The following is a 26,266-nucleotide window of genomic DNA, read 5'->3' as shown; positions in this document are numbered from 1 at the left end:
TCTTTATATCTACAAAGAAACAAAATGAATTCTTTCAAAAAGATTAGAAAGAGGTAGATTTGCTTAAAAAGTGATTTAAAATCACAAATAAATACGATTAAAAGACAATAAAAACATGTATAAAAACCATAAAATAAAATGACTCGTGGCTTGTTTTTATGTCGTTTGTCTGTGTTAATAAACTGTTTTATAGAGTTTTAGGTGTTTTTGTCCTGCTGGTGGTTTTGTTAGTTGGGTAGATTTTCATTGAAATTAAGATCAAAATGCGCTTAGTGTTAAGAAAATATTAACAAGATGATTTGGAAGTGAGGCTGAATTTGTCAATTTGAAATGTGTCAGTGGCGATTGACGAAAATGGTCTAAAACAGATGCTGTAACTTGCATTTTGACAGATCACAAAAACAAAAAAAGTCCGGATTCAATCGAATCTGGACTTTCAAGGAATTATTTCCCGAATTATTTGAATAATTTTTTCAGTTCATCACCAATTTTCTTGGCTGATTTTTCAAGTTCTTCTTTGGTCGACTTTTTAACTTCCTCCGCAATTTGATCTTTGGCTTTGCTCAAATCCAGCGAAACTTTGGGCGAGCTCAATTCTCCGGTAACACCAACACCAATATCGAGCTTCGAAATATTACTACTTCCCGGCAGGAAGCTTAGTGCATTGGAAATATCGCCGGTCAGGTCGTCCTTGTTGACTTTGAAAGCTAAATCCATGTCGAGCGTTTGGTCAACCAAAACCTGGCCGGATACCGTGACTTCCTGGTCGGCAATATTTGTTTGGAACGGATCAACAAGCAGGTTTCCGTTCTCCAATCGGAATTTCGACGTGAAATCTTCAACCTTCACATTTTTCAATTTTTCACTTTTGATGAAGTTTTTCACCTGGTCGAAAGTAGGAGAGTCGACAATCTGCAAATTCTGCGTACTTAAAAAGCCATTTCCGTTCAATGAAGTTGGAATTATCGATAGCGACTCGTTCATTTTCCCTTTGAACTTGATCTGCGAGGAAATTTTACCGGTACTTTTCGCAGCAATCGGCATGTAGTGTTGCATGGTTCCGATCGACTGGTAGGCCACCGGAATATCGAAAGAATTGATTTGCACATTAAAATCGAAATCGGGTTGGTTTTTCTCGCTGCTGATGTAATTGCCGTCGATGGTTAACTCGCCACCAAGCATATTCATATCCAGTTTTTGGAGTTGCAGCATTTTATTTTTCACGACAATCAAACCGTCGATATTGCTAATGTCCATTTGGTCAAAACTTGCTTTGGCTATCTTTGAGCGGAACGTCAGATCGAGATTTCCCGGAACCTGAAAAGCGATTACGCTGTCGCTGGTTGCGGTTGTTGTCGTTGTATCTTCCGCCATCAGCGACGACAATTCATCCAGATTAAGGTAGTTGGACTGCAGGTTGAAATCGCCGCGAAGCGTTTGGTCGTTCAGGAAATAAGGGAGGTAATTAGACAGTTTTCCGTTAAGTGTAAAATCGCTGCTTCCGGTTTTGGCAGCAAAAGAACTCACTGCAATTTCCTGATTATTTATTTTCACCGTTCCCGAGCTCAGTTCAAACGGCTTGGTAATTTGTGGCGTTTGAACATGGATGTTACTGAAGGTGAAGTTTCCATTCGAGGTAATTTTCGTGAAATCTTCTGCTTCAACGGCCGACATGGTTCCTTTCAAACTCAGGTTACCCGCTAAAACACCCGACAGGTCGATGCTGTCCATCGGAATGGCTCCGGCCAACGTACTGAAATCGATTTTACCGTTTAAGGCTGCGTCAAAGGCCATATCACTCATTGGTGTTGTTAGCAGCAGGTGCATATCGATCGGGTTTTCACGTATCTGTGCATGGGCTTTCGAAATTTCAACTTTCAGCAGATCCAGGTCACCTTGAGGCTTTGTAATTGCAGTTTCCAGTGCAATTGCGCTGATTTTCTCCGGGAGGTCCTGGTATTTCAGATCTGCATTTTTAATGTACAGGCGGGCATTGATCTCCGGATAATCTTCCTCGTAGAACCAACCTTTCACGCTGGCTTCGAAACCGGCATCACCATTTGCCGTTACACCGTCGAGGTAAGATTGATAATCTTTCGGAACCAAAGCCAGTAAGGTTTTGAAGCTACTTTCGGGTTGCTTCAGCTGAAGATCGAAATACATACTGTCGGACGGCATTTCGAAGCGGCCACTCAAGTCGAGCGGCAGGTCATTCAGGTAAAGGCGGGATTCGCCAAATTCGAAGACCATTTTATCGTAATCGGCTGTCAGCTCACTGTTCGCTTTCAAAACTGTATTCGCGATGTATTGCGTTGAATCGTAATTCAATACAAATTCACCAACTTCAGCATCGAGCTTAAAGCGGGTAATTGTACCTTCCACTTCACCCGAAGCATCGAGGTTGGCATCTTTTAGTTGAACGATTGTGGTTGTGGCTTCATCGTTATAGGTCAGGTTGAGTCCACGAACTTCGATTGATTGCAACGAAATTGCCATGTCTGATTGGGTCGTGTCAACAGTTGTTTCTTCCTCGGTTGGCATGGCGATATCCCAATTCACCAGGCCATCAGCTGTCGATAACAGGTTAATGTTCGCCTTGTCGATCAGGATGGATGAGATCTTCAAATCGTTGGCGTTAAATAAATCTGACAGCGAAAGATTCGTGGCAATTGAGCCGGCGCTGAACAAGGTATCGGTTTGGAACTGGTCTTTCCCGGTTATGCTGAGGTCGACGATTTCCGCCTGAACTTTCGGGAAAGCTTTGAAAAGACTTAGGTTGAAATCATTGAATTCGACTGTGGCATTCACATTCTTGTTGATCGCGGTTTTCACCTTTTCCATCAATGTATCTTTAAACAATACCGGAATTAAAACGGCAGATCCGATTAGAACAACAAAAATGATGGTAATAATCAGCAGGACTTTTTTCATGGCGATATGTATTTCAAGTTTTAAGTTTCGGGTTGCTACTGCCTCAATAACGTTGAAAGCTTCGTTTTCGTTCGTTATTTAACTCATTTTAATTCAGACTTCATTTCCGAAATCAATAACTGACGTAACATATTTAGTGCCGTTTGGCTGCTTCGTTGAATATTGCGTTCGCGGTTATGATGAAAAACGAAGCGTTCCACGACGGTTTCCTGTTTTCCGGAAACGGCAATCCAAACTGTTCCAACCGGCTTGTCGGCACTGCCTCCGTCCGGGCCTGCAATGCCTGTCGTTGCAATGCCATAATCGGTGTTGAGGGCTTTTTTTACACCCTGCACCATTTCCAGTGCGGTTTCGCGGCTCACTGCTCCGTGAGCTTCCAATGTTTCCGGTTTTACACCCAAAGCAGCCATTTTTACTTCGTTGGAGTAGGCTACTACACCTCCCCGGAAGTAGGCCGATGAACCGGGGATTTCTGTATACAGGTGTGCAATATTTCCGCCAGTACAGCTTTCGGCAGTTGCAACGAAAGAGCCCGTTTTTTGCAACAGTTTTCCGGTGATGCCCGAAATAGTGTCATTGTTGTAACCAAAAATATTATTGGGGATGAGTTGCTCCAACTCCCGAACTTTTTGATCAACCAACGCTTTTAGTTCTTCCATATCGTTTCCGTAGGCGCTGAGCCGAAGTCGGATCATCAGTTGGTTGGGCAGGTAGGCCAGTTTAACGAAAGAGGGGAGGGCGGACTCCCATTCATCGAGCTGTTCGGCGAGCATCGATTCGGGAATACCGTAAACCAGCACAGTTTGGTGGTAAATTGATTTTAGTTTGCCGTTCTTTCTTAAACGGGGTAAAACTTCCTCCACCATTATTCCTTGCATTTCAAAAGGCACGCCGGGCATGGAAACGAAAATGGTGTCGTCCTTTTCAAACCACATTCCCGGTGCAGTTCCGTTCGAATTTTGCAAAACGGTGCAAACGTCGGGCACCAAAGCCTGGTCCTTATTCAATTGGTTGATGGTGACGTTTCGTTTCGATAATCGCTCGATAACTTGCTGCAATGTTTTTTCGTCGCGATGCATGCCACATTGAAAGTAATCGCACAGCGCTTTTTTCGTGATATCGTCCTTCGTGGGACCAAGGCCTCCGGTAATCAGGATCAAATCTGCGCGGCTTTCTGCATCGGCGAAGGCTCTCAGAATATGTTCGTGGTCGTCGTGAACTGAAGTGACCTGATAAACTTCAATGCCATTCAAGTTCAGTTGTTCAGCCATCCAGGCCGAGTTGGTGTCAACGATTTGACCGATCAGGATTTCGTCGCCTATGGTAATTATTTCTGCTTTCATGTATTGAGTTACTAGTTACGGGTCACGAGTTTCGAGTTTTCTTTGATTGCAATCGTTTATACAAGCTCTCAAAAAATAGAAATCTATTGTGAACTCTGTGTCTATGTGTTTTTTTGCATCGCATTTAATCGTTGCAATAAAGTTGGATGCGAGTAGTGCACGAATACATAGGCCGGGTGTGGGCGGAGGTTACTCAGGTTGTTCACCGAAAGTTTTTTCAGCGCGGTTGCCAACGGTTCGGCACTATAATTTTTTGCAGCGAATTCGTCAGCTTCATACTCGTTTTTACGCGAAAAGATATTCATGCCAATACCGATGATTGAAGACAACGGAGAGTACAAAATTCCAAATGCAATCAGCCCGATATGGAAATACGCTTTGTCGACGCCCAGGGCTTGCGATAACTCCGGACTATCGATAACCAGCGAAAAAATATAAAGCATCAGCCCGGTTTGCAGAATTCCCAGAATCAGGCTCCAGATGATGTGTTTCTTTTTGTAATGCCCAATTTCGTGCGCCAAAACTGCTACCAGTTCGGGGATTTCCATGTCCTTAATTAGCGTGTCGTATAATACGATGCGCTTTTTACTGCCCAGCCCGGTGAAATACGCATTGGCTTTGGTTGAGCGTTTCGATCCGTCAATCACAAAAATATTGTCGAGTTTAAAACCGACTTTCGTGGCAAATTCATTGATCGCCGATTTCAACTCACCATCTTCCAACGGTGTTTGCTTGTTGAATAGTGGAACAATGAGGCTGGAATAGAACATGGCCATGAATATCGAAAATCCGCTAATGACCAACCAAACCCACAGCCAGAAGTTCTCGCCTGTTTTCGTGTAAATCCAAATGATCAATGCCATGAGTCCTCCGCCAATTAGTCCGCCGAGGATCCATGCTTTCAATTTATCCAGAATGAAGGTTTTTAATGAGGTTTTGTTGAAGCCGAATTTTTCTTCGATAACGAAAGTGCTGTAGAGGCTGAACGGGGTATTTAAAATATCAGAGGCGAGAATCAAAATTCCGAAGAAGACCATCGCCGACAGAATCGGGTTTTCTGAAACAGACAAGGCCCATGCGTTAACCAGGGCAAAGCCCTGGAAATAAAGCATCGCCATAATCAGCAGAAAGCTGAAGGAACTGGTTAACATACCGAAGCGGTGATTGACTTTTGAGTAAGCTTGCTGTTTGCGATATTTTTCTTCATCATATATCCCTTTCAGTTCCAGAGGTACCTGATCGCTCCATCGGGTGGTGTTCAAATAATCGAGTACACGTTCCAACACAAAATCAAAAACAAGGATGGCAATGATTAGCCAGAAAATCGTAGTCATTCTATCTTAATTTATTAAGCACTCAAAGTTAGAAAAAGGAAGATGATGAGGTAGCGTCGTGGTCAATTCTTTTGGAGACGCTTTTTAAACGGTACTCGCGGATGAGCTTTTTTAGGCTAAAATTTACCCTTAATGTATTTTTAACGTTTAGTTAACGGCTTGACATGTTTTTCAGCATATCTTTGTCGTAGATTTTATTTCATAAGTTTAGGTTTGATTAGTTTTATTGGTTTAGTTAGGTTTGAAAAGGGTAGATAGAGATCTACTCTTTTTTTTGCTCTAAACCGAGATCAACTACTTTTCTCGTCTTTCCCGAAACTACCCCGATTCTCCTCTTTTTTACCCCAATCTGCTAACAGCTTTCTTCATTGTCTATAGCAAAGAAAGCCAACAACATGTCGCTATCGGCCTTCTTCTATTTAGAATGACAAGGTGTTTATTTTCGGATTAATTTACCGCTGTAAGTTTCGTTTGTCAATGTTACCCGGTAAACCAGGACATCGTTGTTTAAACTTTGGGCATTGCATTCGATCCTGTAGGATTGATTTGCTTTTATCTCCTGTTCTTTCACCAGTTGAATCAGCTTGCCGTTGAGGTCGAATAGTTCGATTCGAAGATTGTCGTCCGTCGTTCGGCTGATTTCAAAATAAATATTGTCTGTGAACGGGTTTGGATAGACGTTGAAAAGTTCATCGGTTGCAGCTTTCATACTGGCAGACTTCAGACTGCTTTCGCAAGCACTAACCGGTGAGTTAAACTCGAATCCTGCTTTGGAAACTCCTGTAATATCGAGGCACCATTCACCAACCGGGCTGCGGATTGAACGCGATGTTAACGTAACAGTTCCATCGGAACCTGTACTTCCGCTTACACTTTCGTTTGTTGCCCCGGAGAAACTGCCGGAGACCAAAGCTCCGGAAATACCTGCTCCGTTATCGTCGGTCATGTTTACAAGGGCCGTAACATACTCTTTGCTGCCTTTTGCTGATCCCCGGGTGAAGCTCAAAATATTGGCATAGATCGGCATAAGGGGAGGAGTCGGTGGAGTTCCCCACTCTTCTTCGCACATAACGACAGGAGCCGATTTCCCGTTTGCTGCCCATAAATCGAAAAGGAGCTGCCCGGCATTGTTGGTTGCATTTTCATCCCGTAGAAATTCGACGTATTCTTTCGAAACAGTCTGATACAGTAAACTTGCTTTCACATAACTAATTCCCGACGGCAGCACGTATTGTGAGATGTCGTAGTTTTGGCCGTCAGCGTAACTGTAGCCGACAACCGGCGATTGAATGGCAATGAATTTCTCGTTGGTAAATCCCAGGGGAGGAATCCGGTTATCTTTAACCACTTTGTTATTCAGTACAAAATGGAAAGACTCACCTGTAACCGGGTCACCTGATACGCCCGCAGCGGCTTCGACTTCATCCGTCATCCCTAAATTGATTTCATAAATCTTGGTGTTTTCCTCATCCAATTCAGCAGTTCCCGTGTCGTAGGCTCCTGATTCGAAAACCAGGTTGTCCGATGTATCGTAAGCTTTCAGGTTAATCCAGATTCGTCGTCCTTCCGGATAGCCAGATGGGAGTTTATGTCCCGTGTTGTTGGTAACCGTTACGGTTGCCACATCGTTGGCGACGGATAGATGGAGACTTGCCGCATGCTGCAGCATATACATGGCGCGTTGTTTGCCTGCATCCAATGCGGATGCATTTACTTCGTCCGGGTATAGCAGGGCAACAAGATCCGGAATAAATGTATTGCCACCGGTCATGTCGTGCAAGGGTAAATTGTCCCGATACACTGTTCCTCTTTTGTTGGCAGCATATCCCGAAACATCCATCATGTGACAGTCCTGGCAGGTGGAGACGTTGGTTTTATTGCCACCGAAATCGGCAGAAGCGACTCCTGAGGACGAATTGAAAGCACTCATTTCCCATTCGCTGAAAGTTCGTTCAATGGGGAGCATATTGGTGGTTTGGAAAGCGCTGATGTCCTTGTTGATTCCACCCAGTGAGAAATTACCGTCCTTATCGATAGCGGGGCTACTTACATCGTGGCAGGTTCCGCACAGATCTGATTGACTATGGAATGGTGAATAGAAGATCTGGTGTTTTGCAGCGGCATCCGTAAACGGACCTCGTTTGGCATTGGAAGAATGAGCAACGTACATGCCGTTTCCCGACTGGGGAGGAATCAGGGTAATGACCCCTAAATAGTCCTGGTCTGATTGATAGGTTCCGGTGGTGTAAGCAATGTCATCTGGAAAAGGATTAAGCCCGATATCGGTTGGCTTGACCAATTTGTGGCAAAAGTCGCACTGCACACCTTCGCGGTCGTTGTTGTTTAAAGCTGAGCCGTCAGTTGGTGTAGATCTTCCTGCCAGCCAACCATCGGGAGCATGGCAACGAATACATAGATCTCCCGAACCGGGTGCATCCTGTTCGGCAATTGCCAGACAAGCATAAAATAAAGGATCACGGGCTGCCTGTGCCATCATGCTTCCCCGCCAGTTAAAGGCAGGTTCTATAGCCTGGTCATATCCTCCGTGACAGTTATCGCATTTATCGGGATGTTCAATGTTCCCGGATTCGCCGGGCTGTGATCCTGGCATGAAGAAGTCGATGAGGGTGGTCGATACTGCTGCAATGAGAACAACAGCCAGAAATATCGGTAGCAGGCTAAGTAGACGTTTTCTCATAAGCTGATGGTTTTTTTATTATATATAGCTTACGGAAAAACGAGCGCCAGGGCTGACTTTTATGTTTGGCAATCAGTAGTTTGTATTCGATATAAATAAAATAGCAAAGGCACCCGCTTGGATGCCTCTGCAATAGGAAATCTATCAGCGAAAACGTGTTAGCGTTTAAAAATTACCTTGCCGGTGAATGTTTCATTACCAATGGTGCAATGATAGAGGTAGGTTCCGGAAACCTGTTCTGCCGGAATAAAGTCCGCCTGATTCATCACATTACCTTCGATGGTGCCTTCGAACACCGTTTTTACCAATCGCCCATTCATGTCGTACAGATCGATTCGTGCATCAACCGTTTCCGGCGAAGCAAACTCAAAACGCAAACGGTCGGAGAATGGATTCGGGTACACGGTGAGGGTCGGGGACTCGACGGTCGAAATTAAAGAAGAAGTAATTTCCGCAGATTTATTTTTACTTCCGGTATGAACCTGAATATTGCCGCCATCTAGAAATTCGAGAGTATTTGCCTGATCTGGCGTAGTGTAATAGGATACTAATAAGTTTCCTTTACTATCCTTTATTACAATACCAATTTCATCAGGCCCACCATCTGGTGTCCCATTCGAACCAGGTTCACTCCGATCAACAACTGAAATAGCTATCGTCCCGCTACCTTCAGCGCCGCCGGCATTGTTGGTTTCCAATTGTCTGACATTTGCACTTGTGTACAAAACCTCAGCGCGATAAACACCCTCCTCGTCAGTTAATTCATAAATTAAAAATGGTAGAGAAGCACTATTCGATTTTGCCTGCCACTTTTCGCCACCTTTTCTCCAGATAATATTTACTCCGCCGGTAACTTTTTGATTTTTGCCTTTTGTTGTCATTTTAGCTGCTAAGCCGAAGTTGACTCTAGATGTTTCATCCGCTCCTATAGAACCACCTGTATTTGCAGGATCAGGATAATAGTAACCTCCTCCAGTAACAAAATTATCTGTTGGTCTTGCAACTGCCCCGATAGCCATCACCTCATCGCAATCTCCAAGAGTATAATTTCCTGATAATTCCCAGGTAATCTCTAAAGGTGAACCCTCGATATCATCCAAATCAATTGACCAGTCTTGAGAATATGTATACAGACCATTATGTAATTCTGAGCGTTGAACAGAACTCGACGATTCAGCATCTGCTTGATTATCATCTGGTTTAATATTGAAGGTGACAATAACATCATCTGGATTCATACTTCCAACTAGATCATTTGCTTGTACATCAATGCTTACCGTGAAAACAGCGGGGGAACTTCCGTCTTGGGTAACAAATAGAGATCCATTGTACAGAGCACAAATTTGGTAAGGATTAACGGTGAAAGCACCTTTCGTGTAAGTGATCGAGTAGTTACCCAGCCCTGAGCCGACAGCCGCACTGATGTTGATATCGTATGTAGAACCGGCAACCGTGGCAGTTGCGGGAGCACCGTCACTAGTAATGGTAGCAGAAGTTACCGCATCTGAATTCACCAGTCCGACAGTTGTGAATTCTGTTCCTGCGAAAGTGAAAGCAGAGCCGTAAGTTTTGGTTTGGTTGTCCGCAATCACTTCAAGAGCTTTTGGATTAACGGTGAAAGCACCTTTCGTGTAAGTGATTGTATAGTTACCCAGCCCTGAGCCGACAGCCGCACTGATGTTGATATCGTATGTAGAACCGGCAACCGTGGCAGTTGCGGGAGCACCGTCACTAGTAATGGTAGCAGAAGTTACCGCATCTGAATTCACCAGTCCGACAGTTGTGAATTCTGTTCCTAAGAAAGTGAAAGCAGAGCCGTAAGTTTTGCTTTGGTTGTCCGCAATCACTTCAAGAGCTTTTGGATTCACCGTTAATGTCGCCGCTGCTGAAGTTGCAGTCGGATTACATTGCCCGGTTACAACACACTGGTATTGGTAACTACTCATTGCAACAGTTGGGCCTGTAATTGTTAGTGTTGGAGATGTTGCACCGGAGTACACACCTCCATTTACGATATTTATATAGCCACTTCCTTCATCAACCTGCCATTGATAACCTAATGGAGCGGTTCCACTTGCGGTTATTGTAAAAGTTGCATCACTGCCATATGTAATGGTCTGATTAGTCGGATCGGTATTAACAGTAGGTGAGGAACAACCAATATTGAATTGATCTTTAAAAGTATCTGTAAAATATGTTGACGTTCCCTTATTATCCCAATATCCATTAACTGTGACATAAACTAATCCCGATCCATTTGGCACTGTAACTGTTATAGTTTTTCCATCAACATCTAAAGAAATATTAGTACCATAGTCTAATCCAAATAAAACAGAACTTATAGAAGTCGCAGGTTGATTTAATACAATTGTAATATCATCACCCGCAACACCTGATAAAGGTGTGATACTGTTGATTTTTGGTTCACTACCATCCGTAAACGTTGTTTCGGCAAACAAGCCAGTGGTTGTTCCGGTTGCGGTCAACCAAAAGGTAGTTCCTAGTTCATCATCAAATACGAACCATTCGTCATATATCTCGCCATTGGCATCGGGGTAGAGGTACCAGGGATCATGCGTATGATCCGGGATATTGGGCTCGATGTGTGTTAGGTTAATCAATACACTTTCGTCATTTTCCCAGCCCGAGCCGGTAATAACAACCCATTCTCCGGGGTAGTAGTCGTCTTTATCTGTGAAAATGGTCACTTCCTGGGCAAAACCAGTGGGCGCAAGCATCGCCACATAAGCGATAAGCATCAAGAGTTTCCATGCAGTTTTACGAGGTAGAATTTTCGCTTTCATAAGCATTCGGTTTTATTGTTAGATTGTTTTTTGACGGACGGAATCTTCCCAAGACAGATTTATCCTGAATAAAAAAGGAGATAAGAAGTAACGGAATGACGCTTTTAGAGTCAGACAATTTTAGTATACCACATACCTACTTCGCCAGAAGTAGTTCTAATAACATCATCGGATTTTCCCACCAATCGAACTACGCTGAAAAATCAATAACCCGAATTCGGATCACCACGTTCCGGAGATTTTATTTGAACCAGTTTAAGAGGGGTGGATAAAGTAATAACGCTTTTAAAATTCCGGAAGAAAAAGTTAGGGGTAATCTGGCTAAAAGACAAGGAAACATAAGGTTGTTAAACTGGAAGGTAACCCATTTTGGTGTTTCACTTTTCAAAGAGGAGTTTCGGGCAATCAAAACGATTGTTCGATTGAACTAATAATGAGTGTTTGTGGGCTATTCGCAGAGAGTTTTGTAAAATTATGTTTCATTTGATCTGGTTGTGGACCGGATTGTTACTACAAAAGCAAGGGGAAACTTGTAATTCGCGTTTGCTACCAGACCTAAAGTTCTGATTAACGGATTAACCAGCGGAAACCAATATGCTTTCGCGTACTGGCGATGGGGAGCAACCCCCAGAGTAACTGGAGCGACGAAGTAAGCAGTTACGTGTTGTTATCCGGCTACGTGAAACCAATAATAGGGGAGAACAAACAACAGCAATCCGGTTTTCGAGGACTCAACCAACAAAACCAGTAAAAAAGGGAGGCTACAGCTTCCCTTTTTACGTTGGCTGAGTTATTTGGAATGGGGATAAATTATTTTTGGTTAAGGTAAACTTAAGAGAGGTTTTGTAAATTCGGAAACAAACTGGACAAGGTGCCCTTACTCCTGTTATTTCATGTTATGAACGCACCTTTGAAACCGATAAAGCAGATATAAACGCCGTAAAATTTTATAACGACGTTAGCGGTGATTTAAATGAAGCAAAATTGGATACATAAAGCGACTGTTATTGACAGCGAACCATTCAAAATAAAAGGTATGAATATCTGGTCATATGACTGGAAATATGTAGGAAAATCGATAAAAGTAAAAGACCCTAACTATGGACAATCATATACTTTTAGGATTTATGAAATAATAGAAGGAACTAAAAAGGTTCAATTTGCCGCTGGCGGATTTTCTAATTGTGTTTGAGGAATTTATATCGAAAAATGATGACGAAGTTTGAATTAACAAAATACAAAATAAAGGAAACTGGAGCAGATGGTGGTCATAAATATATTTCTGCAATAGTTGACTTTAATGGGAATGAGAGAGATATAACAATCATATTCAAAGACAAAATTGAGTAACTTAAACTTGTTCAAAAAAGAAAATGCAAGTAGAAGGAAAACTTCAAGACGAAAGACAACAATTTTCCTTGACGCTTTTGGAAAGTAAAATTATAAGTTATGTGTAAGCATTGCTTTGACAACGAATTTCCTTCTTTTCCCAGTGAAGATGATTGGCTAAAATTTGACCTTGAATTAACAAAGAAACTGGGTAGTGATAAAATGAAACAAATTGAGTTTAGGCCTGATGGTATAAGGGATAAGGATGATGGAGAGTATATTTATCAGTGTAATTTTTGCCATGAAAAATGGAAATTAAAAGACCCAGACTATTCTTTTAGAGGATACTTTATGAAAACAAAATAAAAAACAACCGCTAACATTTTGGAATATTGCATGGCGGGTAACCGGGGGGGCGTAGCTTTCCATCTCGCGTCTGGCCTTCCTTCGGTCGACACTGACCCTCGCCGCATTCGCCACGCAACATCCAATTTTCCGTTGACGGTAATTGTAAAGAAATAATGCAAACGAAGACTCAATTTATTATAGCACTAACTTTTTGTAATTCTAATGAATAATTGCTCAGGATAAATACAGAATTTACCACAGGAAAATCTATAACATGACACAAAAATTATTTCAGGTAATTGTTATAATTCTTATCGCATCAAGTTGTGATTATTATGATAATCGTCTGGTGATTGCAAACAAGACTGATAAACCAATCTGTTATGATTATGATTTAGATACAATTCTTGATGTATCTTCAACAAACAGAAAAGACTACATTTTAAATAATAGCATACAACCGAACGAGACAAGAAGTATTTCAATACCTGGCAGTACAGACATGTGGATAAGGAAAATATATCAAAGCAAAGACACTACTATGAGTTTTTATATATTTGACTATGAGACTGTATTGCTCTCAGATTGGGATAGTTTGAGATTGAATAATGGCTATGTTAAAAGACTAGATTATGAGTTAGTTGAGTTAGAAAAAATTGATTGGAAAATTGAAATCAAATAAGCAACATACCGCCAAAACAGTAGATATTACAAGGCGGGCTTAGGTGGTACGCCAACTGCGGATTCTCGTTTCGCAATTCCGTGTCCTGTCGGACGCTCTCCGACATCCGCAACGACAACATGTACCAACTGTCAGCAAACATTTAAAATCATGATGAAACTGCGACTAGAATTAATATTGCTATTAATATATTTTGGACTGAACCAAGCTTTTGGAAAGCAAGCAATTTATCAATCGAACTTTCCAGAAGGACTTTATCAGACAAAAGAAGATTTTCTAAAAAAGACACCTTCTCTGTTTCTGCAACTGACAATTGACAAAATTAAATTGGTTAATGACTCAGACTCTCTGGCGCGTAGATGTTTCTTTAAAGAGAAAGATACCAATAAAAAAATCAAAAAGGTATTTGCAATTTCTCATAATGGACAGCTTTATTTTAGCAATTGGGCAATTTTGGACAATAAAAGCCAAAAGGACAAATCAGTTTCACCTGTTGAATCTATGAATTCATTTGTTCGTGTGCTAATCGGAGGAGACAACTTTTTATACGCTGAAGGCGCATTCGTAAATCCATGGCAAACGGGATTTAGTGCTGGTGTTGCCGAAGGAGTTGGTGGCATCATTGGTAGTGAATTAGGAAATGCCATTGATAAGTCTTATCCAATAACAACCTTTGGTGGCACTGGCGTTGTCTGGGACATAAAAAACGAAGAATTTAATATTTTTAGAAACTGTTCAGACTTTAATGACTTTGTGGAAAACTTTCCTGTCGAGAAAATTGATTGTGGAAAACAAATATTTGAACTTAAGCAAATCAGAGAAATTTTGAATAAAATAAAGTAATAAAATAAGAAACGTGTTGCTAACACGGTCATAAGGCATGCCGGTGTTGCGCAATAGTTAATGGCGGATTAATCGTAAATCTGCCATGACCACCTACTACTAACCGTTGTAACAATATAAAAATCGGAAACTGAAATGATACCAGAGAATTTATTAAAGCAAATCGAGTTCATTAAAGAAATTGATAAAATCAAATACATTCAGAGAAGGACAAAATTGTTTGCCAGCGACCGAAACGAAAATGATGCTGAACATAGTTGGCACTTAGCCATGATGGCCATTGTGTTAAGTGAATATTCTGATGCGGAAATTGATCTAATGAAGGTCGTAAAGATGGTATTAATACACGATATCGTCGAAATAGATGCCGGCGACACCTTTATATACGACCAGAATAAAAATCACGATAATACCGAGGAAGAGCTGAAATCTGCCAAACGGATTTTTGGTATTCTACCTGAAGAGCAAGCGAAAGAATTTATTGAAATCTGGACAGAGTTTGAAGATGGCATTTCTAATGAGGCAAAATTTGCCAGATCAATGGATCGGCTTGAACCTTTATTACAGAATACATCAAATAATGGTGGGACTTGGGAAGAATTTGGCGTGAAATATCAAGCGGTTTACGAAAAGAAAAAAATAATAAAAAATGGTTCGACAGAACTATGGAATTATGCCGAAAGCCTTATTGAGGATAGCGTTGAAAAAGGCATTTTAAAGAAATAAATACTGTTGCCAAGAATGTTGCATTAAATAGTCCCTGCTACCGCGAAAATCCCTTAACAGCGTGTTTAATAACCACACGAGACTTTAGTGCGTTAGCGGGTAACATCCGGTTAAAATTGAATTTGTCTCAGTTCAAAATATTAAAGCAATGCGATTAGAAGAATCAAATTTTGAAAAGAGTAAACGGGAAAGCGAAGGAAAGTATAAATTGGGGATGTTTTATTCAAATGAAAACGATGACCGGGTTGTTGTCCCGGATCGGTGGGGCATTGGAAATGGAGAAATAAACATTGCACATCCTAAATTCAGAAGGTTTTTACTTTTCGTTGTTATTTTCATATTAGCCGGTGTTCTTATTTTTGAATACATAATCTAACGAGTATTGTTGTCCCGCTATCGCGGATTTGTAAATCGTAATTCGTTAAATGAGGATGCTTTTACGAACCAAAACATTAATCTATTTATTTTGATGTAATGGGATGAAATGATTGTTGACAAGTGGACTTTGACGAAAAATATAAATAACGACATAAACGAAAATGAAAGAATATAAACTAGCAAAAGGTTGGGCGATTTTTATATATCTATTGGCCCCAATACTAGTGAGCCTTTTTGCTTGGCTTCTGATACTTCCCTTTCAAAATGGGGATTTCTTATTGAAATTAGGTTGGCTTTTGATTCCAGTTGCGCTGGCGATGATTGCTTTAATGATTATAGGTGTCTTAGACGCTTACAATGGACGCCTGATTATTGGGAAAAACAGGATAATCTCAATTAGCACGCTTTCAAAACGAGAATTGAAACTTGAGGAGATAAAAGGTTATACGGTAAATGAGCAATACATATTTGTAGAACCAAACAGTAGCAGTAAAAAGAGTATTAAAATCAGCAAATACACTGGCGGTTACCGTGAAATTTTACATTGGCTTTCGCTTAGTTACCCGGATCTCGACGTGACAAATGCCCTTGAAGAAGAACAAGAGATATTACAAGATGAATCTGTTGGTTGGACAAAAGAAGTGAGAGAAGAAAAACTTGCGAAAGCCAGACAGCGGGCGAAGCTGCTTAATTGGGTTGGTGGATTAACGACGGCCTGGATTTTTTTCTATCCAACCCCGTATAGTTATTCTATATTGGCTGCTATGCTTATTCCAATTGTAGCATTGGCGGTCGTCAAGCTTTCCGATGGTTTAATAAGAATTGACGAGAAAAAGGGAAGTGCATACCCTTCGTTATTTTACGCTTTAATTTACCCTTCTTTGGGTATCATGCTTCGAGTACTTTTAGACTTCGATATTTTTGACTATTCACACGTTTGGCCTGTATCAGGTCTGATTACATTAGCTTTCTTGTTTTTGCTGCTCATAAATCAAAAGGAATTTACTTTTAAGAAGAAAGTTGATTACTTAACTGTTTCAATTTTAGCGCTTATTCTTTTTGCCTATAGTTTTGGGGCGGTAATACACATCAACTGTTATTATGACCACTCGGAAGCAGAACACTACACCGCCAAAATACTTGATAAACGAATAAGTTCGGGGAAATCTAGATCCTACTATCTAAAGCTTTCGACATGGGGGCGCCAAAACGAAATTGATGATGTAAGTGTAAGCAAAGCACTTTACAACAGAGCAGAGGTTGGAGCCGAAGTAAATATCTATTTTAGAAACGGTATTCTTGATATACCTTGGTTTAAAGTAACAGACAAATAAAGAAAACACCTTATTACCGCTAAATATTGGGGCGAAACCACCGCTATCGCTCGAATCATTTAGCATGGTATTCAAACCCGAATCGATGTTGTAACAAATAAAAACCAATACAAATGAAAAAACGAAGACTGACGAACCGGCTAATTTTAGGAATTGCAACCTGCTTTGCCGTGATGTTGGGTGCTAAAACTACCTACGGACAGGTAACCAAAGTTTGGGAAACTCAACCCCTGTTTATGGCGTCGGAATCGGTAGTCTTCGACTCCATTCGTCATTGTTTGTATGTGAGTAATTTCAACGATGAAGGAGGCTTTATTAAAAAGCCCGATACCTTGCGCAACGAGTTTATTTCGAAACTCAGCCCGGAAGGAAAGCTGGAAGAGCTGAGATGGATTGATCATTTACACAATCCAACCGGAATGACCATCTTTCACGACAAACTGTACATTGTTGAACGGGAAGGACTCACCATTGTGGATCTGGAAAATCAAAAGATTGAAAAACGAACACCTGTTACAGATGCTGTTTTTCTAAACGACATTGCGGTGGATCAGGATGGCACGGTCTATATTTCCGACACCTTTAAGCCTTGTATTCACCGGTTGAAAGATGGAATAAGCGAAGTGTGGTACGCCGACAGTCTTATGAAATCGTCGAACGGATTACTGATTGACAACGGGCATCTGCTGGTGGGGAACAGGGGGGTGGAGAATCTCCTTTCCATTTCGCTGAAAGATAAAACGGCAACAATTATAGCGAACGAGCTATCGGACAACATCGATGGGATCAAGAAATGCAAGGATGGCTATTTGTTATCCTGGAAATCGGAATTGTACCTACTGGAACAAGGCAACAAAAAGTTGTTGTATGAATTGGACGACAAAAACGATTTCCTCGCTGATTTTGAGTTTATACCGGAAAGTAAGCTCATTATCATTCCGCAGTTGATGTCCAATAAGGTCATTGCCTTGCAACTCGACGATTGACAAAAAGGAGAATCGACTTACTTCGTCCCGACAGCCCGAATTACAGCTGCTTTTCCCCTGTGGAATTCACCTTCCTGCAATTCCGTTTCCAACAGTTCAATTTTCAACGTTGAAAGGGCTGCAAAATCACCCTCCAGTTCTTCTTGCGACCAAAGCATGTTAATGTCTTTCGGGCCACCGGTTGAGTTGTGGATTTGTTCTTTCGAGAAACCTTCCAAAATAAGGTAACCACCGGGCTTCAGGAAGCGGGCAAACTTCTGATGATATTCCCGGCGCATTTGGGCCGGAATGTGGGTGTAAATTAAGACCAATGCATCGAAGCTTTCGGCTTGGAAATTGGCCTCGTGATAGGCTTTCAACTGGTAGTCGATTTCAACATCTTTTGATTTTGCCAACCGCTCCGCTTTTGCTTTCCCTTCGGAACTGCTGTCGAATGCAGTGACTTCCCAACCCATTTGGGCCGCGAAAACAGCATTGCGGCCTTCGCCTTCTCCAGGGAATAAAATCTTACCGGGTTGCAGTCGTTGAAGCTGTTCTTTTAAAAATGCGTTCGGCTCAGTGCCGTAAGCATAATCTTCGGCAGCATATCGTTCGTTCCAAAAGTTGTTCATATTCGAGTTACGAGTTACGAGTTACGAGTTTCGGGTTTTGAGTTCCACGTTTCAAGCTATTGGCACTTGTTGAATTGTTGAACCGCTGAACTGTTGAATTGTTCGGTTTTCGGAATCGCAGAGAATGCAAAGTAGGTGCAGTGTTTTGCATAAACTGAAAACTGAATACTGCGACTGACCACTTCTTCTCAGTTCTCACCCTCCCAGTGCTCTTCGCTCTTCGCCCCAAGCCCTCTGCTCCTTGCTCTCTGCTCTCTGCTCCCTGCTACTTCAGCGCGTTGTACAAAATCTCCACCGGGTGCAAAGCTTCCCGACCGGTTCCATGTTTAATGTGGTGGCGACACGAAGTTCCCGGAGCAGCAATCAGTTCTTTGGCGGATGCTTCGCGCACGGCAGGGAAAAGTTTCATCTCGCCGATTTTCATGCTTAGTTCATAGTGTTCTTTTTCGTAGCCAAATGAGCCTGCCATTCCGCAGCAGCTGGTTTGGATCTCAGTCACTTTGTAGTTCGATGGTATTTCGAGCATTTTTCGGGTTGGCCCGGTAGAGGCGACCGCCTTTTGCTGGCAATGTCCATGCAGCTTGATGCCAACTTTATCCAGGGTGAAAAGATGCTTGTTTATTTTTCCTTTTTCATGTTGTCCCGCCAAAAACTCATCAATCAGCAAAGTGTTTTTTGCCAGTTCCTGTGCTTTTGTTTTTAGCTCGCCCTCCAATAAATCCGGATATTCGTCGCGAAAGGTGAGCAGGGCCGAAGGTTCAATCCCGATCAGTGGTGTTTTCGCAGAAATCAAATCTGTGAGCATCTCAATATTCTCGCGGGCAATTTCTTTGGCGGTCTTCAATAGACCTTTCGACAAAAACGTGCGACCACTTTCGCGATGCTTCGGAATAACCACTTCGTATCCGAGCTTATTCAGTAAAAGGATTGCTTTAACACCAATGTCGCTTTCGTTTTCATTGGTGAATTCATCGGCAAACAGGTACACTTTGCCCAACACATTGCCGTTTAACTCGGCCGGTTTCCGGTACCATTTTCGAAGTGTGAGTTTCGATAGTTGCGGGACTTCGCGTTCCGGTGCAAAACCAATGGCTTTTTTGAACCAGGCTGCGTTGCTGATTTTATTGGTGATTGGTCGGAAAGGACGACCGATTCGGTAAAGCCGCGGCAGGTAGGCGATGAGTTTTGTTCGCATTGGGATACCGTGTTCCTGGTAGTAGTGTTGCAAGAACTCAGCTTTCAGCTTCGCCATGTCCACATTCGACGGACACTCGGCTTTACAAGCTTTACAGGAAATACACAGATCCATTACCTGGTAAATCTCCTCGTGATCAAAGCGGTTCGCTTTTCCCGAACGACTTAAAAACTCGCGCAGTACGTTCGCCCGTCCGCGAGTGGATTTGTCTTCGTCCTTGGTGGCCATAAAGGTCGGGCACATGGTACCGCCAATTAGAACACTTTTGCGGCAATCGGCCGAGCCGTTACACATTTCAACGGCTCGAAGCAGTCCTTCGTTGGAGGCGAAATCGAAAGTTGTTTTAAATTCAGGTTGCTTGCCTACCAGGTAACGCAGGTTTTCGGTGATTGGCGGTGTATCGACAATTTTTCCGGGATTGAGAATATTCTGCGGGTCCCAGGTCTTTTTCAGCTTTTTAATCAACCTGTAGTTGTGTTCGCCCAACATAAACGGGATGAATTCACCTCGCAGTCGTCCGTCGCCGTGCTCGCCGCTAAGCGATCCCTTGAACTTCTTCACCAAAGCAGCAATTTCTTTGGCAATGGTGTGGTACAGGTCCACATCGGCATCATCCTTCAAATTTAGTAGGGGGCGCAGGTGAATTTCTCCGGTGGCAATGTGCGCATATTTCACGCAGCTCAATCCGTATTTGGCAAGAATCTGGTCAAACTCTTCCATGTAGTCGGGCAGGTATTCGGGAGCAACAGCGGTATCTTCAATAACGGTAACACTGCGTTTATCACCAGGGATATTGGAAAGCAATCCAAGTCCGGCAGTACGCAAGGCCCACACTTTCTTAATGTTGTCATCGCCCTGTACCAAAGGAAAATGGTAGCCCAGTCCGGCAATGCGGTAGTCGGCTTCCAGGTCGGCAGCTTTTTGAAGCAGTTCCTCCAGGGTTTCGCAGGCAAACTCAATCATCAGCATCGCTGCAGGATCGCCCGATACAAAGAAACGGTTTTTGCGTTGCTCGATATTTTCCTTCGTGCAATTCATGATGATTTCGTCCATCAGCTCAATTGCAGTAGGGCCATGTTTCAATGCAATCAGGTTGCCATGGTAGGCTTCTTTCAAACTTGAGAAATGGGCGCAAACCAAACCTCGGTGTGACGGAGGCAATGGAATGAGGTTTAATTTCAAGCGGGTTGAAAAAGCCAGTGTACCTTCGCTTCCGGCCAACAACTTACAAACGTTTATTTGCTCACCGTTTCCGGTAAACGGATCGGTTTCGAGCAACACATCGATGGCATAACCATTGTTGCGACGTTTCACTTTCGGGTCGGGAAACTCTTTTCGAATTTGCTCCTGGTTGTGTTTGGTTGAAAGGGTTTCGAAAATATTTTGGTAAATGCGTGTTTCCAGTAGGGCAGGGTCGCCTTCGCATTTTGCTTCAAATTCCTTGTTGCTAAGTGCTTTGAACGTTACGGATGATCCGTCGGACAGAATGCAGTCGGCTTCCAGCAGGTGATCGCGGGCGCTGCCGTAAACCAGCGAATGCAAGCCGCACGAATTGTTACCAACCATGCCACCAATACAGCAGCGATTGGCGGTTGACGTCTCCGGCCCGAATTGTAAACCATGCGGCGCCAAAAACTGGTTCAGTTCGGCAAGGTTTACACCCGGTTCAACCCAAACCCACTGTTCGGTTGGATTGAATTCCAGGATCTTATTCATGTACTTCGAAATATCGACCACAATGCCGGGACCAACAACCTGCCCGGCTAACGATGTACCCGCAGCGCGAGGAATGACAGACGTGCCTTTGTCGGCAGCAAACTTGATGATGGCGCGGATATCGTCGGCCGTTTTGGGTTTGCAAACAGCTTGCGGAATTTCACGATACGACGAGGCGTCGGTGGCGTACAATACGCGTTGAACATTTTCAGTAAAAAGATCTCCGGTGAGTTTTTCTTTTAAAATATCGTAGGTTTCAATTTGGCTCATAATTTTTGGAAGTAGGACGAAAACAAAGGTAACCATTTAATTTGTCGGGAGCCGGGTATATGCTCAGAATGATCGAATGTAAAGTTTAAGAAAAATTAATATTGACGGTTAAAATTCGCAATTACTTCTAAATACAATACAATCGATTGCACAAGCTTCCTTGAATTGTAGACGAATATCATTAAAAGTTCGATTTTTGCTGGTGTTTTCAATTAAAAAGCCGGTTATCTGTATAGGCTCGGCTAATTTTCGTTACTTTTGCAAACAGTACAATTCAGCCTTTAAAGAATTTACAGACTGACCAGTTTTTGAAGACGTTTTACCCCGTTTTACCCGTTGAAATTTCTTGGTAGCTTCGAATAGGCAAGTACCTGGATAATCATTTCACTTCGGGATAACAGAGAAGATTAAAAAGGTATAATAAATATAGCTCTATACAAATGAAACTACTTGAACGTGTCATTAAAAATGCTCAGGAGTACCAAAAGAGAATCGTTCTTCCGGAAGGAACCGAACCACGTACTTTGAGAGCGACCGAAATCATTTTAAAAGATAATATCGCACGGATTATTCTGCTGGGAAATCCAGGAGAAATCGCCAAAGTTGCCGAAGAAATCGGCGTTAACATTAAAGGCGCCGTTATTGTTGACCCAAAAACAGACAGCCGTCGCAGCGCTTATGCTGATGTGATGGTTGAAATTCGCAAATCAAAAGGCTTGACTAAAGAACAAGCTTTGGATATGTTGAATGATCCGCTGGTGTTTGCACCGGTTATGATTAAATGTGGTGATGCAGATGGCGAAATCGCCGGTGCGATCAATGCGACAGGCGATGTGTTGCGCCCGGCATTCCAGTTTGTAAAAACTTTGCCAGGTGTGAGCGTCGTTTCCGGAGCATTCATCATGTTCGTGAACGATCCTCATTTTGGACACGATGGTATCCTGATGTTTGCCGACTGTGCTGTAATGCCTGATCCGGACGAACGTCAATTGGCAGAAATCGCTGTAACAACTGCAAAAACTGCCCGGGCAATCGTTGGTATGGAACCACGTATTGCCATGTTGAGCTTCTCAACAAAAGGAAGTGCTTCTCACCCCTTGGTTGACAAAGTTGCCAATGCAACAAAAATCGCCAAAGAAATGGACGGAAGCTTGAAAATTGATGGCGAAATGCAGTTGGATGCTGCCCTGATGCCTGAAGTTGCCAAGTTGAAAGCTCCGGACAGCGAAGTTGCCGGACGTGCCAACGTATTGGTTTTCCCCGGATTGGAAGCTGCTAATATCGGTTACAAACTGGTACAACGTTTGGCCGGTGCCGAAGCAATTGGACCAATCCTTCAAGGAATGGCTGCACCAATCAACGACTTGTCGAGAGGTTGTTCTGTGAGTGATATCGTGAATTTGGTTGCCATAACCTGTAACCAGGCTGCTGCCTTTGAAAACTAGAAGTTATGTCGAGCGAAGTTTTATACGAAGCCATTGAGGACTTTGGCTTAATAAAGAAAGAGAAATCGAAAACCCTGTTTTCAAAAATCGGGATCGTAGGATGTGGTATTGTCGGACAAAATTTTGCCCGCGTTGCCAGTTTCTACGGAATTGAAGTTGTATTTATCGAAGTTAGCGAAGAAAAAATTCGCGAAGCTTATCGCAATATTGGTAAAGTGCTGGATCAACGCATCGAACACTGGGGCTTGACTTCCGGTGAAAAACGTGCGATCCTGTCGCGTATTAAAGGCTCGCTGGATTACAAAGATCTGGCTGGTTGCGACTTTGTGGTTGAAGCTATTCGTGCGGTTGACCGCGGAGGTAAACTGAAAGAACGCAAAGCGATCTTCAAACAAATCGAACAGGTGGTTGACGAAGATTGTATCATCGCCACCAACTCAACAACGATTGTGATCACCGAGCTGGCTTCAGAATTGGTTCATCGCGAACGCTGCGTAAGTATCCACTTCCTGATCGCTTCTTCAGAAGCCAAAATGGTCGAAGTTGTTAAAGGTTTGTATACTTCAGAAGAAGCTTATGCAAAAGTATGCAAGTTCGTTCAACTGATTAACCGGAAAGTTATTCCTGTTGAAGAATCAGCCGGTTTGATTGCCGTGCGTATGTTCGTAGTCATGCTGAATGAAGCTTGCGAAATGCTGATGGAAGGAATTTCATCGATTGAACACATCGACGAAACCATGCGGATTGGTTTTGGTATGCGTCTTAGCCCATTCGCGATGGCCGATAAAATGGGATTGGACAAAATCGTCCGTTGGATGGATAATATCTACAACGAATTTGGCGATGTCCGTTACAAGCCTTCTCCATATATCAAACGTTTGGTTCGCGCCAAACAGCTGGGCGAAGTTACCGGTAAAGGTTTCTACGAATATGACGAAGAAGGAAACCGGATTGTTCAAACAGATGCAAAATGCTAGTAAATCAGTAAGAAATGAAAATTTTAGTACTAAACTGCGGAAGTAGTTCAATAAAATACCAGCTCTTCAATATGGAAGACCGCCACGTAATAGCCAAAGGTGGTATTGAAAAGTTGGGCATGAAAGGGTCGTTCCTGAAGCACAAAACCGAGGATGGAAGAACCATCGTTTTCGAAGGTGAAATTTTGGATCACAAAGCGGGCGTTGAATACGTACTGGGTATTTTGACCAGCGAAAAATACGGCTGTTTGAAAAGCTTCGACGAGATTGATGCTGTTGGACACCGTGTGGTGCATGGTGGCGAATATTTCAGCTCGAGTGAGTTTGTGACCGATGAAGTAATCGATGCTTTGGTAAAATGTACAGATTTAGCTCCGTTGCATAACCCGCCAAACATTAAAGGTATCAACGCCATGGAAGAATTGATTCCGGGCATTCCTCAGGTTGGTGTGTTCGACACGGCCTTCCACCAAACCATGGACGCAAAAGCCTACATGTACGGCATTCCTTACGTGTTGTACAAAAAATACGGTATTCGTCGTTACGGATTCCACGGTACCAGCCACCGTTATGTGTCGGCCCGTGCCTGCGAAATCCTGGGCCGCGATTACAATTCAACCCGGATTATTTCATGCCACTTGGGTAACGGTGCATCCATTGCAGCCATTAAAAACGGTAAGTCTGTTGATACGTCAATGGGATTCACGCCGCTTGAAGGTCTGATTATGGGAACCCGTTCAGGTGACCTGGACGTTGGTGCCGCTACTTTCATCATGGAAAAAGAAGACATCGGTATGAAAACCCTGAATACGCTGTTGAACAAGCATAGCGGTATGTTGGGACTGACCGGAATTTCTTCGGACATGAGGGAGATTCGTGAAGCTTCTCAAAATGGCAACGAAAAAGCACTGGAGGCGATTGATATCTATTGCTATAAAATTAAAAAGTACATCGGATCATACATCGCCGCAATGGGTGGCGTAGATGCGATTCTGTTTACCGGAGGAATTGGTGAGTTTGCAACTTATGTTCGTGAGAACGTTTGTTCTGATTTGGAGTTCCTGGGCGTTGAATTGGATGTCGACAAAAACGCTTCGGTGTACGGCGATGAAGGTATCGTTAGCAAAGAAGGTTCGCGTGTTAAAGTAATGATTGTTCCAACCGACGAAGAATTGATGATTGCTTTGGACACTGAAAAAATCGTCAAAGAAAAAGTGAAAGCTTAAAGCCTTTGTTTTCTTTTAGACTGTAAAAGAAGATAAAAGCTGTAAATAATTTTGAAAATCCGACACTGCCAAGTGTCGGATTTTTTGTTTTATAGCAGCGGAGATGTAATGAAACATTGACAAATTTTAGGGAATAATCTTCGTGGATGTAGTAACTTCACTACAAAATCTGGTTGCTATGATTAAAAATCTCGACGAACTGATCGTTGCGGCGCAAAGTCAGGTGCGCAAAAAAATGGTGTTGGTAAATGGTATCGATGCACATAGCCTCGAAGCAGCTTCCAAGGCGGCTGATTTGGGCTTGGTAGATGTCATTGTGACGGGCGATCAGCAACAGATTGAACAGATTTGCGGGGAGCTGGAAATTCCAACAAACACGTTTCAATGTATCAACGCAAAAACGGAAGACGAAGCCGCGGGTTTGGCTTTGGAATTGATTGCCGAGGGTAAAGCAAACTGCATCATGAAAGGCCTAATCAGTACCGACAAATACATGCGCGCCCTGTTGAATAAAGAGCTTGGCATGATTGGTTCGAAAGGGCTGTTGAGCCATGTAACTGTCGTTGAAAATCGAAATTACCACAAACTTCTTTTCGTAAGTGATGTCGCGATCATTCCATACCCGGATTTAAAGCAAAAGACCGTGATGATCAGTTACCTGATTGAAACAGCAAATAAGTTCGGGATTGATTTGCCCAAAGTAGCTTTGATTGCAGCTACGGAGCAGGTTTTACCATCCATTCCGGCTTGTGTTGAAGCAGCCATGTTGTCGAAAATGGCTGATCGCGGGCAAATTACCGGAGCACTGGTTGATGGCCCGATGGCGCTGGATGTCGCTATCGATGAGGAGTCGGCCCGCATTAAAAAAATTAGTTCGCCGGTGGCCGGAGATGCAGATTGTTTACTATTCCCCAACATTGACGCGGGAAATGTGTTTTATAAATTAAGCACGAAATTATGTGAATCCAACCAGGCGGCGGTTGTCGTAGGTGCCAGGGTTCCCGCAGTGCTGTCTTCTCGTGGCGATAGTGTTCAAACCAAACTAAATTCAATTGCATTGGCAGCTTTGTTAAGCAGCTGATAAAACAGA

General features: G+C 42.8%; 19 protein-coding genes. 12 read left to right on the top strand and 7 right to left on the bottom strand.

The window, feature by feature from the left end; translation table 11 throughout:
* Positions 1-456: 456 nt before the first annotated feature.
* From BC643_RS22525 to BC643_RS22505, 5 genes are all read right to left on the bottom strand, one after another.
* A complete protein-coding gene (locus BC643_RS22525) occupies positions 457-2,931 on the bottom strand; it encodes an AsmA family protein (protein ID WP_120275677.1) in 2,475 nt (824 codons plus the stop codon).
* 83 nt (positions 2,932-3,014) lie between these two features.
* Positions 3,015-4,274 (bottom strand): competence/damage-inducible protein A, encoded by a 1,260-nt coding sequence (locus BC643_RS22520; protein WP_120275676.1) that lies wholly within the window; start codon positions 4,272-4,274, stop codon positions 3,015-3,017.
* A gap of 101 nt (positions 4,275-4,375) precedes the next feature.
* Positions 4,376-5,608 (bottom strand): M48 family metallopeptidase, encoded by a 1,233-nt coding sequence (locus BC643_RS22515; RefSeq protein WP_120275674.1) that lies wholly within the window; start codon positions 5,606-5,608, stop codon positions 4,376-4,378.
* 436 nt (positions 5,609-6,044) lie between these two features.
* On the bottom strand, positions 6,045-8,306 hold the full coding sequence (locus tag BC643_RS22510) for a T9SS type A sorting domain-containing protein (RefSeq protein ID WP_120275673.1): 2,262 nt from the start codon (positions 8,304-8,306) through the stop codon (positions 6,045-6,047).
* Positions 8,307-8,464: 158 nt separating this feature from the next.
* Positions 8,465-11,110, bottom strand: coding sequence for an MBG domain-containing protein (locus BC643_RS22505; protein WP_170154661.1), 2,646 nt, complete (start codon positions 11,108-11,110; stop codon positions 8,465-8,467).
* A 973-nt stretch (positions 11,111-12,083) separates the two neighbouring features.
* On the opposite strand from BC643_RS22505, the gene BC643_RS22500 reads away from it, so the two are divergent.
* The 8 genes from BC643_RS22500 to BC643_RS22465 all read left to right on the top strand — a co-directional run bounded on the left by BC643_RS22500 (position 12,084) and on the right by BC643_RS22465 (position 17,736).
* Positions 12,084-12,302 (top strand): hypothetical protein, encoded by a 219-nt coding sequence (locus BC643_RS22500; protein ID WP_120275670.1) that lies wholly within the window; start codon positions 12,084-12,086, stop codon positions 12,300-12,302.
* Between the two features lie 257 nt (positions 12,303-12,559).
* Positions 12,560-12,805: a hypothetical protein gene (locus BC643_RS22495; RefSeq protein WP_120275668.1), complete on the top strand. Its 246-nt coding sequence runs from the start codon at positions 12,560-12,562 to the stop codon at positions 12,803-12,805.
* A gap of 256 nt (positions 12,806-13,061) precedes the next feature.
* Positions 13,062-13,469: a hypothetical protein gene (locus tag BC643_RS22490; protein ID WP_120275667.1), complete on the top strand. Its 408-nt coding sequence runs from the start codon at positions 13,062-13,064 to the stop codon at positions 13,467-13,469.
* A 150-nt stretch (positions 13,470-13,619) separates the two neighbouring features.
* On the top strand, positions 13,620-14,312 hold the full coding sequence (locus BC643_RS22485; protein ID WP_120275665.1) for a hypothetical protein: 693 nt from the start codon (positions 13,620-13,622) through the stop codon (positions 14,310-14,312).
* A gap of 135 nt (positions 14,313-14,447) precedes the next feature.
* Positions 14,448-15,038: an HD domain-containing protein gene (locus tag BC643_RS22480; protein ID WP_120275663.1), complete on the top strand. Its 591-nt coding sequence runs from the start codon at positions 14,448-14,450 to the stop codon at positions 15,036-15,038.
* A gap of 148 nt (positions 15,039-15,186) precedes the next feature.
* Positions 15,187-15,414 (top strand): hypothetical protein, encoded by a 228-nt coding sequence (locus BC643_RS22475; RefSeq protein WP_120275662.1) that lies wholly within the window; start codon positions 15,187-15,189, stop codon positions 15,412-15,414.
* A gap of 163 nt (positions 15,415-15,577) precedes the next feature.
* The gene (locus BC643_RS22470) at positions 15,578-16,750 is read left to right on the top strand and encodes a hypothetical protein (RefSeq protein ID WP_120275661.1); all 1,173 of its coding nucleotides are present in this window, start codon (positions 15,578-15,580) and stop codon (positions 16,748-16,750) included.
* 113 nt (positions 16,751-16,863) lie between these two features.
* Positions 16,864-17,736 carry an SMP-30/gluconolactonase/LRE family protein gene (locus BC643_RS22465; RefSeq protein WP_147377310.1) on the top strand — a complete coding sequence of 291 codons (873 nt, stop codon included), beginning with the start codon at positions 16,864-16,866 and terminating at the stop codon, positions 17,734-17,736.
* A 17-nt stretch (positions 17,737-17,753) separates the two neighbouring features.
* On the opposite strand, the gene BC643_RS22460 is transcribed toward BC643_RS22465, so the two are convergent.
* Both BC643_RS22460 and BC643_RS22455 read right to left on the bottom strand, forming a co-directional pair.
* Positions 17,754-18,347 carry a class I SAM-dependent methyltransferase gene (locus tag BC643_RS22460; RefSeq protein ID WP_120275657.1) on the bottom strand — a complete coding sequence of 198 codons (594 nt, stop codon included), beginning with the start codon at positions 18,345-18,347 and terminating at the stop codon, positions 17,754-17,756.
* Between the two features lie 265 nt (positions 18,348-18,612).
* Positions 18,613-21,528, bottom strand: a complete 2,916-nt coding sequence (locus tag BC643_RS22455; RefSeq protein ID WP_120275656.1) for an FAD-binding and (Fe-S)-binding domain-containing protein — start codon at positions 21,526-21,528, stop codon at positions 18,613-18,615.
* A gap of 440 nt (positions 21,529-21,968) precedes the next feature.
* On the opposite strand from BC643_RS22455, the gene pta reads away from it, so the two are divergent.
* From pta to BC643_RS22435, 4 genes are all read left to right on the top strand, one after another.
* Positions 21,969-22,973 (top strand): phosphate acetyltransferase, encoded by a 1,005-nt coding sequence (pta, locus tag BC643_RS22450; RefSeq protein WP_120275654.1) that lies wholly within the window; start codon positions 21,969-21,971, stop codon positions 22,971-22,973.
* Between the two features lie 5 nt (positions 22,974-22,978).
* Entirely contained in the window at positions 22,979-23,950 is a 972-nt protein-coding gene (locus BC643_RS22445; RefSeq protein WP_120275653.1) for a 3-hydroxyacyl-CoA dehydrogenase family protein, read from the top strand.
* A gap of 14 nt (positions 23,951-23,964) precedes the next feature.
* A complete protein-coding gene (locus tag BC643_RS22440) occupies positions 23,965-25,176 on the top strand; it encodes an acetate/propionate family kinase (RefSeq protein ID WP_120275652.1) in 1,212 nt (403 codons plus the stop codon).
* 178 nt (positions 25,177-25,354) lie between these two features.
* Complete coding sequence (locus BC643_RS22435; RefSeq protein ID WP_120275866.1) at positions 25,355-26,257, top strand: phosphate acyltransferase; 903 nt, start codon at positions 25,355-25,357, stop codon at positions 26,255-26,257.
* Positions 26,258-26,266 lie beyond the last annotated feature (9 nt).

The sequence above is a fragment of the Mangrovibacterium diazotrophicum genome (assembly GCF_003610535.1).
Lineage (GTDB): Bacteria > Bacteroidota > Bacteroidia > Bacteroidales > Prolixibacteraceae > Mangrovibacterium > Mangrovibacterium diazotrophicum.
The sequence above is the reverse complement of the archived record's forward strand: the minus strand, read 5'-3'. Positions and strand labels throughout refer to the sequence as shown.

Excerpts from the sequence above, each read along its gene's own strand:
- BC643_RS22490 (WP_120275667.1), top strand. The coding sequence starts at position 13,062 with ATGACACAAAAATTATTTCAGGTAATTGTTATAATTCTTATCGCATCA.
- BC643_RS22465 (WP_147377310.1), top strand. The coding sequence starts at position 16,864 with ATGAAAAAACGAAGACTGACGAACCGGCTAATTTTAGGAATTGCAACC.
- BC643_RS22475 (WP_120275662.1), top strand. The coding sequence starts at position 15,187 with ATGCGATTAGAAGAATCAAATTTTGAAAAGAGTAAACGGGAAAGCGAA.
- BC643_RS22525 (WP_120275677.1), bottom strand. The coding sequence starts at position 2,931 with ATGAAAAAAGTCCTGCTGATTATTACCATCATTTTTGTTGTTCTAATC.
- BC643_RS22480 (WP_120275663.1), top strand. The coding sequence starts at position 14,448 with ATGATACCAGAGAATTTATTAAAGCAAATCGAGTTCATTAAAGAAATT.
- BC643_RS22495 (WP_120275668.1), top strand. The coding sequence starts at position 12,560 with ATGTGTAAGCATTGCTTTGACAACGAATTTCCTTCTTTTCCCAGTGAA.
- BC643_RS22505 (WP_170154661.1), bottom strand. The coding sequence starts at position 11,110 with ATGAAAGCGAAAATTCTACCTCGTAAAACTGCATGGAAACTCTTGATG.
- BC643_RS22435 (WP_120275866.1), top strand. The coding sequence starts at position 25,355 with ATGATTAAAAATCTCGACGAACTGATCGTTGCGGCGCAAAGTCAGGTG.
- BC643_RS22510 (WP_120275673.1), bottom strand. The coding sequence starts at position 8,306 with ATGAGAAAACGTCTACTTAGCCTGCTACCGATATTTCTGGCTGTTGTT.
- BC643_RS22455 (WP_120275656.1), bottom strand. The coding sequence starts at position 21,528 with ATGAGCCAAATTGAAACCTACGATATTTTAAAAGAAAAACTCACCGGA.
- BC643_RS22440 (WP_120275652.1), top strand. The coding sequence starts at position 23,965 with ATGAAAATTTTAGTACTAAACTGCGGAAGTAGTTCAATAAAATACCAG.
- pta (WP_120275654.1), top strand. The coding sequence starts at position 21,969 with ATGAAACTACTTGAACGTGTCATTAAAAATGCTCAGGAGTACCAAAAG.
- BC643_RS22515 (WP_120275674.1), bottom strand. The coding sequence starts at position 5,608 with ATGACTACGATTTTCTGGCTAATCATTGCCATCCTTGTTTTTGATTTT.
- BC643_RS22520 (WP_120275676.1), bottom strand. The coding sequence starts at position 4,274 with ATGAAAGCAGAAATAATTACCATAGGCGACGAAATCCTGATCGGTCAA.
- BC643_RS22485 (WP_120275665.1), top strand. The coding sequence starts at position 13,620 with ATGATGAAACTGCGACTAGAATTAATATTGCTATTAATATATTTTGGA.
- BC643_RS22500 (WP_120275670.1), top strand. The coding sequence starts at position 12,084 with ATGAAGCAAAATTGGATACATAAAGCGACTGTTATTGACAGCGAACCA.
- BC643_RS22445 (WP_120275653.1), top strand. The coding sequence starts at position 22,979 with ATGTCGAGCGAAGTTTTATACGAAGCCATTGAGGACTTTGGCTTAATA.
- BC643_RS22470 (WP_120275661.1), top strand. The coding sequence starts at position 15,578 with ATGAAAGAATATAAACTAGCAAAAGGTTGGGCGATTTTTATATATCTA.
- BC643_RS22460 (WP_120275657.1), bottom strand. The coding sequence starts at position 18,347 with ATGAACAACTTTTGGAACGAACGATATGCTGCCGAAGATTATGCTTAC.